At 34.3% G+C, this 14667-nt stretch carries 12 protein-coding genes and 1 pseudogene; 12 read left to right on the top strand and 1 reads right to left on the bottom strand.

The genetic code is table 11. The features are described 5' to 3' along the window. The first annotated feature begins 2 nt into the window (after nucleotides 1-2). From ACFX5D_RS04770 to ACFX5D_RS04730, 9 genes and pseudogenes are all read left to right on the top strand, one after another. The gene (locus ACFX5D_RS04770) at nucleotides 3-1532 is read left to right on the top strand and encodes an MFS transporter (RefSeq protein ID WP_379857105.1); all 1530 of its coding nucleotides are present in this window, start codon (nucleotides 3-5) and stop codon (nucleotides 1530-1532) included. Next, entirely contained in the window at nucleotides 1525-2181 is a 657-nt protein-coding gene (pgmB, locus tag ACFX5D_RS04765) for a beta-phosphoglucomutase (RefSeq protein ID WP_379857104.1), read from the top strand. The genes ACFX5D_RS04770 and pgmB overlap by 8 nt, the downstream gene beginning before the upstream one ends. Before the next feature lie 96 nt (nucleotides 2182-2277). Further along, on the top strand, nucleotides 2278-4581 hold the full coding sequence (locus ACFX5D_RS04760; RefSeq protein WP_379857103.1) for a glycoside hydrolase family 65 protein: 2304 nt from the start codon (nucleotides 2278-2280) through the stop codon (nucleotides 4579-4581). Nucleotides 4582-4814: 233 nt separating this feature from the next. Next, a complete protein-coding gene (locus tag ACFX5D_RS04755; protein ID WP_379857102.1) occupies nucleotides 4815-6620 on the top strand; it encodes a glycoside hydrolase family 13 protein in 1806 nt (601 codons plus the stop codon). Between the two features lie 48 nt (nucleotides 6621-6668). Beyond that, on the top strand, nucleotides 6669-8327 hold the full coding sequence (locus ACFX5D_RS04750; protein WP_379857101.1) for an alpha-amylase family glycosyl hydrolase: 1659 nt from the start codon (nucleotides 6669-6671) through the stop codon (nucleotides 8325-8327). Between the two features lie 81 nt (nucleotides 8328-8408). Beyond that, a complete protein-coding gene (locus ACFX5D_RS04745) occupies nucleotides 8409-9086 on the top strand; it encodes a glycerophosphodiester phosphodiesterase (protein WP_379857100.1) in 678 nt (225 codons plus the stop codon). A 103-nt stretch (nucleotides 9087-9189) separates the two neighbouring features. Next, nucleotides 9190-9596 (top strand): annotated as a pseudogene (locus ACFX5D_RS04740) (GxxExxY protein). A gap of 34 nt (nucleotides 9597-9630) precedes the next feature. Then, a complete protein-coding gene (locus ACFX5D_RS04735) occupies nucleotides 9631-10839 on the top strand; it encodes a BaiN/RdsA family NAD(P)/FAD-dependent oxidoreductase (protein WP_379857099.1) in 1209 nt (402 codons plus the stop codon). A 123-nt stretch (nucleotides 10840-10962) separates the two neighbouring features. Further along, entirely contained in the window at nucleotides 10963-11700 is a 738-nt protein-coding gene (locus ACFX5D_RS04730) for a hypothetical protein (protein ID WP_379857098.1), read from the top strand. A 53-nt stretch (nucleotides 11701-11753) separates the two neighbouring features. Here the strand turns inward: ACFX5D_RS04730 and ACFX5D_RS04725 are convergent, their stop codons facing one another. Continuing rightward, on the bottom strand, nucleotides 11754-12230 hold the full coding sequence (locus tag ACFX5D_RS04725; protein ID WP_379857097.1) for a TspO/MBR family protein: 477 nt from the start codon (nucleotides 12228-12230) through the stop codon (nucleotides 11754-11756). Nucleotides 12231-12343: 113 nt separating this feature from the next. Here ACFX5D_RS04725 and ACFX5D_RS04720 point away from each other — a divergent pair, with 113 nt between their 5' ends. Genes ACFX5D_RS04720 through ACFX5D_RS04710 form a run of 3 tightly spaced genes read left to right on the top strand, consistent with a single transcriptional unit; the run spans nucleotide 12344 to nucleotide 14651 of the window. Beyond that, nucleotides 12344-13426 carry a diphosphomevalonate decarboxylase gene (locus tag ACFX5D_RS04720; RefSeq protein WP_379857096.1) on the top strand — a complete coding sequence of 361 codons (1083 nt, stop codon included), beginning with the start codon at nucleotides 12344-12346 and terminating at the stop codon, nucleotides 13424-13426. Between the two features lie 41 nt (nucleotides 13427-13467). Beyond that, nucleotides 13468-13662 (top strand): hypothetical protein, encoded by a 195-nt coding sequence (locus tag ACFX5D_RS04715; protein WP_379857095.1) that lies wholly within the window; start codon nucleotides 13468-13470, stop codon nucleotides 13660-13662. A gap of 50 nt (nucleotides 13663-13712) precedes the next feature. Next, nucleotides 13713-14651 carry a mevalonate kinase family protein gene (locus ACFX5D_RS04710; RefSeq protein WP_379857094.1) on the top strand — a complete coding sequence of 313 codons (939 nt, stop codon included), beginning with the start codon at nucleotides 13713-13715 and terminating at the stop codon, nucleotides 14649-14651. Nucleotides 14652-14667 lie beyond the last annotated feature (16 nt).

The raw sequence follows: 14667 nt of genomic DNA, 5'->3' as shown, positions 1-14667 counted from the left end.
TAATGGAAAAGCGTAAATTAAGTTTCTGGCAAATTTGGAACATGAGTTTTGGATTTCTGGGAATTCAAATGGGTTTTGCCTTGCAAAACTCGAATGTCAGTAGAATATTTCAAACTTTAGGTGCTAATATTGACGACATCCCAATTTTATGGGTTGCTGCTCCTTTGACCGGATTAATTATTCAACCAATTATTGGCTATTTTTCCGACAGAACCTGGACAAAACTAGGGCGAAGAAAACCCTATTTTCTAGCAGGCGCAATTCTAGCTTCAGCCGCCTTATTTATAATGCCTAATTCGCCAGTACTTTGGATTGCTGCAGGAATGCTTTGGATTATGGATGCATCTATCAATGTTTCAATGGAACCATTTCGTGCCTTTGTTGGAGACAACCTTCCAGAAAAGCAACGTACAATGGGATTTGCTATGCAAAGTTTTTTCATTGGTATTGGTGCTTATTTCGCTTCAAATCTGCCTTTAATTTTTACCCATTTAGGAGTCCAAAATACAGCTCCTCTTGGCATCATTCCTGATTCCGTAAAGTACTCCTTTTATTTCGGTGGAATTGTATTTATCATAACTGTTCTATGGACTGTTATTACTTCGAAGGAATATTCTCCGGAAGAATTAGCCGCTTTTGAAAAACACAAAGAAGCCACTTTTATAAAAGAGGAACATTCTGCTGATTGGTTTGCATCTAATGCAAAATCGCATCTGACAAAGGGAATTTCATTCCTGATTGTTAGTGTACTATTTTCGTTAGCGATCTACGAATTTGATTTAAAGAAAAATTTATACGTGTTATCACTTGGACTTATTGGTTTGGGTGGAATGGCCATGTTCCTTTCCGGATTGATGCAAAAGACAAATAATACTGAAAATGGATTCGTAACTATTATGAACGATTTCCAGTTTATGCCAAAAATAATGAAACAATTGGCATGGGTTCAATTCTTTTCCTGGTTTGCGCTTTTTTCCATGTGGATTTACACCACTCTTGCCGTAACCCAACACATTTATGGCACAACAGACACCACTTCTACTGCTTATAATACTGGCGCCAATCAAGTAGGTGAAATGTTTGCTAATTATAATTTAATTGCGGCAATCGCTTCTTTTTTACTACCATTATTAGCCAAATATACCAGTAGAAAATTCACCCATTTCGCGGCATTAGTCTGCGGTGGCCTTGGTCTTATCTCTATTTATTTTATATCAGAACCAACCGCGTTCACTATGGAATGGCTTCCGATGATTGGCGTTGGAATTGCCTGGGCTAGTATTTTATCTATACCATATGCAATGCTATCCGGCTCATTACCTTCAAACAAAATGGGATATTACATGGGAGTTTTCAACTTCTTTATCGTAATTCCACAATTAGTCGCAGCATCCATTTTAGGATTTTTAGTCTCCAAATTTTTTAACAACGAACCTATATACGCGCTTTTAATTGGTGGAGCATCAATGATTCTTGCCGGAATTATTGCGCTTACCATTAATGACGAATCAAAAATTATCATAAATGAATAAAAAAGCATTCATCTTCGACCTTGACGGAGTTATTGTTGACACCGCGAAATACCATTTTTTGGCTTGGCAAAAAATTGCAAAAGAATTAAATATTGATTTCACACTCGAACATAACGAACTTTTGAAAGGAGTTAGCAGAGTGCGTTCATTAGACATAATTTTAGAATTAGGAAATGTTGAAGCTTCACAAGAAGACAAAGACAAATGGTTAATTCAAAAAAACGAGGATTATCTAACCTATTTGGTAGATATGAATGAAAGTGAAATTCTTCCGGGTGTTTTTACAATTTTAAAGTTTTTAAAAGAAAAAAATCAACCTATCGCTTTAGGTTCAGCAAGTAAAAATGCCAGACCAATTCTCGAGAAAACTGGAATATTATCTTATTTCAATGTTGTTGTAGATGGAAATGATGTTACCAACGCGAAACCTGATCCGGAAGTTTTCCTGATTGCGGCTAAACTATTAAATATAAGTCCAGAAAACGCTATCGTTTTTGAAGATTCAGTAGCTGGTGTACAAGCCGCTAATACTGGAAAAATGACAAGTGTAGGAATTGGCGAAGAATCTATTTTGCAGGAAGCAAAATACATCTTTAAAGATTTTACAGAAATAGACACCGATTTTATAGAAGAATTAATTAAAGAATAAAGAAACAAATTCAAAAAAAGTAAAAAAGGACAAGATTGAATGTGAATCACAACAATCATTGAATTTTTAAATCATTGAATTTTTAAATTAGAAAGAATGAATCAAGATTATATAAAACCTGACAATTGGTCGATCATTGAAGAAGGCTTTGATGTAGAGAGCGTAAAATCATCGGAGAGTCTTTTCAGCATTGGTAATGGAGCGATGGGACAACGTGCGAATTTTGAAGAAAATTATAGCGGTGAAACATTTCAAGGAAGTTATATTGCCGGAATATATTATCCTGATAAAACCAAAGTGGGTTGGTGGAAAAATGGATATCCTGAATATTTTGCCAAAGTTTTAAATGCGCCAAATTGGATTGGAATCAACATCGAAATCAACGGTAAAAACTTAGATTTAAACAATTGTAGCTCAGTTTCAAACTTTCGTAGGGAATTAAATATGAAAGAAGGCTGGTATCACCGTTCCTTTGAGGCAACTCTAAAAAACGGCACTCAAATTTCTGTGAACATTCGTCGTTTCCTATCTATAGTTTTAGACGAAGTTGGTATTATCAATTATGAAATCACACCTTTAAACAAGGATGTCAAAATAATTTACAAACCCTATATTGATGCTGGGGTAACTAACGAAGACGCTAACTGGGAAGAAAAATTCTGGGAAATACTTGATGTTAAAAAATCAGGAAATGAGGCATTTGTAACTGCACAAACATTCAAGACGCATTTCAAAGTAACTACTTTTATGCAAAACAGCATTTTGATTAATGGAGAGAAAACGAATATTTCTCCTTCCAATATTGAAGCTGTTTCAGATAAAATCAAATTTAGTTATGATGTTGTTGTGGCTCAAGGCCAAAAATCATCTATCCAAAAAATTGGTGGTTACACTGTTTCTTTGAACCATGCAAATACGCAAACTGCTGCCGAAAAAGTTATTCAAACAGCACTTGCTAAAGGATACGACCAAATGTTACAAGACCAAATTGATGCTTGGGCAAAAATTTGGGAAATGTCAGATATCACTATTGATGGTGACGTGAAGGCACAACAAGGAATTCGTTTCAATATTTTTCAATTGAATCAGACCTATTTAGGAAAAGATTCCCGTTTGAATATTGGACCAAAAGGATTCACAGGAGAAAAATATGGTGGTTCTACTTATTGGGATACTGAAGCCTATTGTATCCCATTTTACATGGCGACCAAAGACCAGGAAGTAGCCCGAAACTTATTGACGTATCGTTACAATCAATTAGACAAAGCCATTGAAAACGCTGCCAAATTAGGATTTACAAATGGCGCTGCTTTGTATCCAATGGTGACCATGAATGGCGAAGAATGCCATAACGAATGGGAAATTACATTTGAAGAAATTCATAGAAACGGAGCTATTGCATTTGCCATTTATAACTTTTATAGATACACTGGGGATTACAGTTATATTCCAGAAAAGGGATTGGAAGTATTAATAGGAATTGCACGTTTTTGGCATCAAAGAGCTAATTTTTCGACAAATTTAAACCAATATGTGATTCTTGGCGTTACGGGTCCAAATGAATACGAGAACAATGTAAACAATAATTTTTACACCAATTATATTGCAAAATGGTGTCTGGAATATACCTACGAACAAATTCAAAAAGTGTCTCTGGAATATCCATCGGATCACAAAAGAATTTCGGAGAAAGTAAAAATTTCGGATTCGGAATTACAATCTTGGAAAAAAGTTGCTGATAACATGTACTTCCCTTTTTCGGAAGAGCATAATGTGTACTTGCAACAAGATGGCTTCTTAGACAAAGATTTAGTAAGAGTGGCTGATTTAGACAAAAGCCAGAGACCAATTAACCAAAAATGGTCTTGGGATAGAATTTTGCGTTCTCCATATATCAAACAAGCCGATGTTTTACAGTGTTTCTATTTCTTTGAAGATCATTTTTCGAAAGAAGAACTGAAAAACAATTTTGAATTTTACGAATCCTTTACGGTTCATGAAAGTTCACTTTCTCCTTGTGTACACTCCATTCAGGCAGCATTATTAGATAAGATGGATATGGCCTATACGTTCTATTTGAGGACTTCTCGTTTAGACTTAGATGATTACAATAAAGAGGTAGAAGAAGGTTGTCATATCACCTCGATGGCCGGAACTTGGATGAGTATTGTTGAAGGTTTTGGTGGAATGAGAATTAAAGAGAATAAACTCCATTTTTCTCCAAAAATTCCAAAAGAGTGGAAAGGCTATTCCTTTAAAATAAATTTCAGAAATCAAATTTTGAAAGTAGATATTACTCATGAGAAAACTTCATTTTCAATCGATGGTCAAAAAGACCTATCAATAGTTGTCAATGGAAAGACACTAGTTGTCTTGGTAAATAAAGCAATATCTGTATAAGTATTAATTGTTGGAACTTGTAGTTAATTCTATCATTTAATAAGAGGCCCCAAAGGCCGACAAACAATCCCAATTTTTATTGGGATTGTTTAATTACCATCCGTTTATAAAATTTCGTTGTCCGTTGCTGTAAATTTAATATCACTAAAACGTATATAATAATGAATATATTTGTTACATTCCCTTTCATAAATAAGAGCTTTCTAAAAAAAATAACCTTATTACTTTTCTTTATGTCTTTATCATTAACCGCTCAAATTCAAAGAGTCGAACCTCCTTTTTGGTATGCAGACATGAAAAATCCGGAACTTCAAATCCTGTTTTATGGTAAAAACATAGCGGACTATCAAGTTACGGTATCAAATGCAATAAAAATCACTAACGTGAAGCGAACGGAAAATCCTAACTATATTTTTATCACAATTAACACTAAAAAAGTGCAGGCGACAGATTTGATTTTTACTTTTAAAAACAACAAGAAGGAATCGTTTACACAAAAATATGCTTTAAAGAAAAGAAGAGAAAATTCAGCGCAACGCAAAAGCTATGATTCCTCAGATATGATGTATTTACTGATGCCAGATCGTTTTGCAAATGGAAATAGAAATAATGATAGTGAAAACACCACAACTGAAAAATACAATAGGGAATTACCCGGAGGCAGACATGGTGGTGACATTGAAGGGATTATAAAAAACCTCGATTACATCTTTTCTTTAGGAGCAACAACAATCTGGAGTACGCCACTTTGCGAAGACAACGACCCTACTTTTTCGTACCACACTTACGGTCAATCAGATGTTTATAAAATAGATCCTCGTTACGGAACCAATAAAGATTATGTACGTTTATCCTCTGAAATGCATAAAAAAAACATGAAACTAGTCATGGATTATGTAACCAATCATTGGGGAATTAAACATTGGATGATGAAAGATTTACCTACAAAGGGATGGATCAATCAATTTGATAATTATACCCAAACTAATCATAAAAGAACGGTTATCAGCGATACCCATGCGTCTAAAATTGACACAGAAACCTGCTTAAACGGATGGTTTGCACCAGCAATGCCGGATTTAAACTTATCGAATCCATTGGCCTTAAAATACCTGATCCAAAATGCCATTTGGTGGATCGAATATGCTGATTTAGATGGTTTTAGAGTTGATACCTATAATTACTCTAGTCCAAAAGGAATAGCTTCATGGACCAAATCCATCACAGATGAATACCCAAATTTTAATATTGTAGGGGAAGTCTGGATGCAAAGCCAAGCACAAATGGCCTATTGGCAAAAAGACAGCAAAATAAGCCAAATTCAAAATTATAATTCGTATTTACCAAGTGTAATGGACTTTACATTGTACGAGGCAGCGACAAAAGTTTTCAATGAAGATGATGGCTCTTGGGACAAAGGAATGATAAAGTTATATGACAATTTCACCAATGACTTTCTGTATCCTAACATCAATAATTTGTTGGTTTTTGTTGAAAATCACGACACCAATCGGTTCAATCAGACGTACGGAAACGACATTAGAAAATATAAAATGGCAATGAGTTTGCTGGCAACCATTCGCGGTATTCCGCAATTATATTACGGAAGCGAAATTGGCATGACAGGCGATAAAAACAAAGGTGATGGAGATATTCGCCAAGACTTTCCGGGCGGCTGGGAAGGAGACCAAAACAATGCTTTTATAAAAGAAGGAAGAACTTCGGGGCAAAGTGAATATTTCGATTTCACTGCTAAGTTATTCAACTGGAGAAAAAGCAAATCAGTGGTTCATTTTGGAGAAATGACACACTATATTCCAGAGAATAATGTCTATACCTATTTTAGATACAATGCCAATGAAACTGTCATGGTTGTAATAAACAACAGCAATGAAACCCATAAAATTAACACACATCGTTTCAAAGAAAACATCAAAGAATTTAAAACCGGAAAAGATGTGATTTCGGAATTATCATTTGATGTTACAAATGAAATTATTATTGAACCAAAATCAGTTTTGATTTTAGAGTTAAAGTAATGTAAAGCACAAAAAATAGCTTACAAAATAATCCTTAATGCTAAAAAAATGAAAAAATATTCAATTCCCCTTTTACTATTAACCATGACAATTCTGAGTAGTTGCTCCAGTACAAAAACAGTTTCTGAACGTGACAAAACACCTTTCGTTTGGGAAGGAGCAAATGTTTATTTTCTAATGACGGACCGTTTTAATAATGGTGATACTTCAAATGATATAAACTTAAACAGAACTAAAACACCGGGGAAACTTCGTGGTTTTGAAGGAGGAGATATCATAGGAATTTCTAAAAAAATAGAGGAAGGGTATTTTGACAAACTGGGAATTAATGCCATTTGGTTTACACCAATTGTAGAACAAATTCATGATGGTGTTGATGAAGGAACGGGTTTAAGCTATGCCTTTCATGGGTATTGGGCCCGAGATTGGACAAATTTAGACCCTAACTTTGGAACAAAAGAAGACTTAAAAGCATTAGTAGAAAAAGCACATGCACACGGAATCCGAATTATTCTTGACGGGGTGATCAATCATACAGGACCGGTAACGACTGAGGATACGGTTTGGCCAAATGACTGGGTGAGAACAGGACCAACTTGTAATTATAAATCCTTCGTAAATACAACTGCCTGCACATTAGTAGCCAATCTTCCGGATATAAAAACGGAAAGTATGGAAAATGTGGATTTACCTCCCTTTTTAATCGAAAAATGGAAAAAAGAAGGACGTTACAGCCAAGAAATGAAAGAATTGGATGCGTTTTTTGCCCGTACCGGTTATCCTCGAGCGCCCAAATATTACATCATTAAATGGCTGACTGATTATATTGCCGATTACGGAATTGATGGTTATAGAGGTGACACCGTAAAACATACTGATGAAACGGTTTGGGCCGATTTTAAAACACAATGTAATTATGCTTTTGAAAACTGGAAGAAAAACAATCCTACAAAAGTGTTAGATAACAATTCTTTTTACACCATTGCTGAAGTGTATAACTATGGAATAAGTGCAGGACAAATTTTTGATTTTGGAGATAAAAAAGTCAATTATTATGAAAATGGCTTCAACAACATGATCAATTTCGAATTCAAATGGGATGCGCAAAAAGACTATGAATTTATATTTTCCAAGTATTCTGACAAGCTAAACAATGACTTGAAAGGTCATAGTGTTTTAAACTATTTATCCTCTCATGATGACGGCGGACCTTTTGATGCCAAAAGAACAAAAAGCAAAGAAGCAGGGACTAAATTATTATTAAGTCCCGGACTTTCTCAAATATATTACGGTGATGAAAGCGCTCGTCCTTTAGTAGTCGAAGGAACTCAAGGTGATGCTACATTGCGTTCGTTTATGAATTGGGATGCTATTAAATCAGATTCTTCAACACAAAAAACGTTGTTGCATTGGCAGAAATTAGGACAATTCAGAAAAAATCATCCTTCAGTAGGTGCAGGAATCCACAAACAAATTTCGGCACATCCGTATGTGTTTTCCAGAACTTTTGCTAAAGATGAACTTACAGACAAAGTAGTAATTGGATTGGATTTGGCAATTGGATTAAAAGAACTTTCTGTAGATTCTATTTTCAGTAATGGAACGACCGTAATTGATACCTATTCTGGCAAAGAAGCAATAGTTTCCATTGGAAAAGTAAGTATTGATTCAGAATTCGACATTGTTTTATTGGAAGTGAAAAAATAATTTTTTAAATTATTTAATCCAAACGTCTTTAGAAATGAAGGCGTTTTTTTTATGTTTACCTTTACCAAAAAATAAAAGACAATGCTTAAAATTGGACATCGTGGTGCAAAAGGATACGAACCGGAGAACACCTTGGTTTCGTTCCAAAAAGCATTAGATATGCAAGTGGAAGGTATTGAACTCGACGTGCATTTGAGCGCTGATGGTGAAATAATCGTAATTCACGACGAAACCATTGACCGAACGACCAATGGAAAAGGTTTTGTAAATAACCTTTCTTTGCACGAATTGAAGACTTTCCCAATTGATGGTAAGCATCAAATTCCAACTTTGAAAGAGGTTTTTGATTTGGTAAACCAAGATTGTTTTATCAATATTGAGCTCAAAAGCTATGAAGCTACAGATAAAGTAGTTTCACTGATTGAAAAGTATGTCACTAAAAAAGGGTGGAAATACGATCGTTTTTTAGTTTCCAGTTTTGATTGGAATGCATTGCAGCAAGCGGCGTTTTTAAATGATAAAATTCCAATTGGCGTTTTAACGGAAACTGATTTAGACTTGGCTTTGGCTTTCGCCAAATTTATTCAGGCCAAATCTATTCACCCTCATTTTCATTTATTAACAAAAGAAAATACGGCCAAGATACAGGAAAAAGGGTTGCAGGTTTTCCCCTGGACCATCAATGAATTAGAAGATATTCAAAAAATAAAAGTCTTCAACGTAAACGGAATCATTACAGATTTCCCAAATAGAATATGAACCAAAATTTGACATTATTATTTCCGTTTTTTCAAATAGGATTTTATTTTTAAACCATTAAGTGAGTTAAGTCAATTAAGTAGCTAGCTAAATAGTATAGTTTATGACAAAAAAAGAGCTAACGCAATTATCCTATGAAATTATTGGTTACGCCATAAAAGTTCACAAAAAACTAGGACCAGGTTTATTAGAAAAAATTTATGAAGAATGCTTAAAATATGAGTTAGAAAAAAACGGGGACAATGTTAAGCAACAATTTAATGTAAAAATCGATTACTACGATTTAGAACTAGCAGATCCATTACGATTAGATTTATTGTAAATGATTGTATTATTGTAGATTTAAAAACAGTTGAAAAATTCCACCCCATTGATGAAGCCAAATTATTAACGTACATGAAACCATTAAGTGTTCCACAAGGATTACTTATTAATTTTAACACTACCAACATCACAAAATCGTGCAAACCCTTAATTAACGCATATTTTTCAAGGCTAGCTGATGATTAAACTTAAAAATCTTAACTTTCTTAATGGTTAAAAAATGAATCAAAATTTTGATATAATAATAGTAGGCGGTGGCGCTGCAGGTTTTTTTACGGCAATTAATATTGTGGAGAAAAATCCAAAACTGAAAGTCGCAATTTTAGAACGCGGTGCAGAGGTATTGCAAAAAGTTCGAATTTCCGGCGGCGGAAGATGCAACGTAACGCACGCTTGTTTTGAACCGAATGAATTGGTGAAGTTTTATCCTCGTGGCGAAAAAGAATTACGCGGTCCTTTTCATCAGTTCTGTTCTGGCGATACGATTGAATGGTTCGAGAAACATGGTGTAGAACTGAAGATTGAAGCGGATGGACGCATGTTTCCCGTTTCAAATTCCTCACAAACTATTATTGATTGTTTTCTAAAAGCGACGCAAAAACTCGGAATTGCAGTACTTACGGGACAAAGTGTGCAATCTATTTTCAAAAAAGAACATGAATGGAAAATAGAAACCCAAACCGAAAATTATCTTGCCGAAAAGCTAATTTTGGCCACAGGGAGCAATCCTAAAGTATGGGAAATGTTACAAAGTTTTGGTCATGCGGTTGTTAGCCCGGTTCCTTCCCTATTCACTTTTAACATCAAGGATTCAAGAATAAAAGAATTACCCGGAGTTGCGGCACAAGTAACTGTAAAAGTAAAAGATACCAAACTCAGCTCAACAGGACCATTGTTAATTACCCATTGGGGAATGAGTGGTCCCGCAATTTTGAAACTCTCCGCTTGGGGTGCCCGAATCTTGCATGACAAAAATTATCAGTTTACCATTTTTGTGAATTGGTTGAATGATGCTGACAAAGAAGATGTCGAGAAAAAGCTAAAAGATTTAAAGCAAGAACACGCGAAAAAATCAGTTTCAAAAAAATCCCCTTTAGAGCTTACAAATAGATTATGGGAGAGTTTAGTGCTCGCTTCTGGAATTGAAGTAGAGACAAAATGGGCCGATTTATCTAAAATACAATTGCAAAACTTGGTAAATCAATTGACGAATGGGACTTTTCAAGTCAATGGAAAAAGCACGTTTAAAGAAGAATTTGTGACTGCCGGCGGAATTGATTTAAAAGAAATCAACTTCAAAACCATGGAAAGTAAACTGCATGAAAACTTATATTTTGCAGGTGAAATCATCAATATTGATGCAATCACTGGAGGATTTAACTTTCAGAATGCTTGGACCAGTGGGTTTATTGTGGCGAATGCTGTTTAGACCAAGTCATTACCCTGCAAAACTTTAATTAAGAGAACTTTAGTTTTTGATTAACATGAATTTATTATTCTGTTTTAATTTTGATAGAATGATTTGAATATGTTTGTAATCAAAATATTACGAATGATAAAAATCTACTTTTCGATTCTATTACTGATTTTTGTATTCCAATCTGGTTTTTCTCAAACCGAAAAATTAATTAGCGGCAAAGTTTTACATCAAAATTTCCCTGTCGAAAAAGTTGAAGTCGCTAATTACAATTCTAAAAAAACTACAATTAGTAACGCAGCCGGGGAATTTTCTATATTGGTAAAAGTAGGTGATGGTCTACTTTTTATTTCAAAAAACCATGATATCAAAAAAATTGTAGTAGATCAAAATACCATTGACAAAAACAATCTTCTTATTCCATTAATCCTTAAGCCAGAACAATTAGAGGAAGTAATAATTACAAAAATGCCTTCTATTAAATTAAGTACAGACAAAGGCTATGAACAAGGGAAACTTGATAAATATACATTAGAGAAATCAGCAAGAAGTTTAAAAACGGGGGTTTACAATGGCAGTATTGAAAATGGAATGGATTTTATGCGAATTGGCAGAATGATTATAGGCTTGTTCGCAAAAGAAAAACAAAAAATCAAAAAAAGTCTCCCAAAAATTGAATTTGCAGCATTAGCAAAAAGCAGCTGTGACCTGACATTTTATATCGAAACTTTAAAATTAAAACCAGAAGAAATACCTCTTTTCCTTCAATTTTGCGATGCTGATCCTAAGTCGAAAAAATTAATTGAAAATCACAATATACTCCGCATGATGGATTTTTTATCGACCAAGAATATTGAATTTAAGAAGCGATAAGACTTGGAGAAATCGTTAAAATTGTCATCAGAAGATAAACTAAAAACTGCCAACTACTTATTCAACCACCAAATACTTCCATTCAAAACGGCGGCAAAACTTACCCAAGCCAAATACGGAAGGAATAAATAGCCCGCGATCCTATTAATTTTAGAAAACTGGATATACGTTTCATAAATCATTAGCCACAATACTATAATCTCTAAACCAGCCAGCATCGGGTTGTGCAATCCAAAGAATAAATACGACCACAATGCATTTAATGCCAATTGTATAGCAAAGAAAACCAATGCTTTTTTTACGATCTCTTTTTCAAATTCGATTCGGTTCCACACTAATCCTGCAGCAACACCCATCATAATGTAAAGCATACTCCAAACGGGTGCAAAAATCCAATTGGGTGGATTAAAACATGGTTTTACCAAAGTTGGGTACCAAGTCACAATTGCAGAACGGGTAACCATTCCAGAAAAATAACCAATCACAAGACAGGTTACAACCATCGTTAAAATTCGAGTAATCTTAGTCATAATTCTATTTTTCTAATGTGGGTCAAATTTAATCAAAACTTTAGTACAAATCGATAAATAAACAAATCAAAGGATAAATCAAAAAAAGTATCTTTGCATAAATTTTATCATTCATGTTTATAGCAAACGATTTTATTCCAAAAAAGTATTCACAAATTATCGAACAAGGTAATTTCGAATGGAGTGCGCCCAGTAATATTGCTTTGGTGAAATATTGGGGGAAAAAAGACAATCAAATTCCTGCGAATCCTTCGGTGAGTTTTACGTTGAATAATTGTAAAACGATCACCAAATTGGCTTTCGCCAAAAAAATAAACACTGGAAATTTTTCTTTTAACTTACTTTTTGAAGGAAAGCCAAAAGATGATTTCAAACCGAAAATCCAGAAATTCTTAGAGCGAATTGAAATCTATTTGCCATTTTTGAAAGACTATCATTTTACGATTGAAACGGTAAATACCTTTCCGCACAGTTCCGGAATTGCCTCTTCAGCATCAGGAATGGCGGCTTTAGCAATGAACTTGATGAGTTTAGAAAAAGCGTTAAACCCGGGAATGACGGAGGAATATTTCTATCAAAAAGCATCTTTGCTAGCGCGCTTAGGCTCGGGCAGCGCTTGCCGCAGCGTAAAAGGACAAGTGGTAGTTTGGGGAAACCATGAAAATATCTCCGGAAGTTCTGATTTATTTGGAGTGGAATTTCCAAAGGTTATTCATGAAAATTTCAAGAATTATCAAGACACTATTTTATTGGTTGATAAAGGTGAAAAGCAGGTTTCGAGTACCGTGGGTCATGATTTAATGCACGACCATCCATTTGCTGAAAGACGATTTGCACAAGCGCACGAGAATTTAGATAAACTAATTACCATTTTTGAAAAAGGAAATTTAGAGGAATTCATTAAAATTGTAGAAAGCGAAGCGCTGACTTTGCACGCCATGATGATGACTTCGATGCCCTACTTTATATTGATGAAACCAAATACTTTGGAGATCATTAATGCCATTTGGAAATATAGAAATGAGACTAAAATTCCGGTTTGTTTTACGCTGGATGCTGGTGCAAATGTGCATGTTTTATATCCTGAAAATGTTGCCGCAACAGTTTTACAATTTATTCAGGACGAATTAGTTGGCTATTGCCAAAATGGTCAGTACATTTGTGACGAAATTGGAAATGGAGCTTTGTTGAATTAGTTTGTTTTTTTCCTATCTTTATTTTTTAAAGCACTGAAATTATGGACATTCAATCTGAAAAATTAGACTTAATAAAAATGCTATTAGAAACTAATGACAAATCCATAATTGAAGCTGTCAAAGATATTTTGAAGTCAGAGAAAAAAGAAGCTTGGGAAAAATTAACGCCTGAGCAACAAGAAGAAATTAATATCGTAATACAAAAAGAAAATCGAGGTGACATTGTCGATTTTTAAAATTATCAAAATCAAATCACCAACCCCAAATTGCTAATTACCAACATCATATGAAAGGACCTTTATTTTATTCAAAAATATTACTCTTTGGCGAATACGGAATTATTCGTGATTCAAAAGGATTGTCCATTCCTTACAATTTTTATAACGGTGCGCTCAAAAAAGACGGAAATCCATCTGATGAAGCTATAAAATCAAATGGAAATTTGAAACGTTTTCTTGTTTATTTAGAAACATTGCAAAATGAGCAACCCGACTTAGTTACTTTTGATTTAGCAACGCTAAAAAATGATGTTGAAACGGGAATGTATTTTGATTCCAGTATTCCGCAAGGATACGGAGTAGGAAGCAGTGGGGCTCTTGTTGCTGCTATTTACGATAAATATGCCCAAAATAAAATCACGGTTCTGGAAAATTTAACACGTGAAAAATTATTGCAGTTAAAAAATATATTTTCTCAAATGGAGAGTTTTTTCCACGGAAAAAGTTCTGGTTTGGATCCATTAAATAGTTATTTGAGTATTCCAATTCTTATTAATTCAAAAGACAATATTCAAGCTACCGGAATTCCAAATCAAAGTTTCGACGGAAAAGGTGCGGTATTCTTGTTAGATTCAGGTATTGTAGGCGAAACTGCTCCGATGGTTAATATTTTCATGGAAAACTTGAAAGACAAAGGATTTCGTGCCATGTTGAAAAATCAGTTTGTAAAACACACTGACGCTTGTGTAGAAAATTTCCTTGGTGGCGACATGAAATCATTGTTCATGAATACCAAGAAATTATCAAAAGTAGTTTTGAATAATTTTAAGCCTATGATTCCAGAGCAATTTCACGGAATTTGGCAGCAAGGAATAGACAGTAACGACTATTATTTAAAATTGTGCGGCTCTGGTGGTGGCGGTTATATCTTAGGATTTACTGAGGATTTAGAACGTGCAAAATTATCGCTAAAAGATTATAAACTAGAAGTCGTTTATCAGTTTTAAAACTTTATACCTAAAA

It is taken from the genome of Flavobacterium fructosi (assembly GCF_042787335.1).
Taxonomy (GTDB): Bacteria; Bacteroidota; Bacteroidia; order Flavobacteriales; family Flavobacteriaceae; genus Flavobacterium; species Flavobacterium fructosi.
The sequence above is the reverse complement of the archived record's forward strand: the minus strand, read 5'-3'. Positions and strand labels throughout refer to the sequence as shown.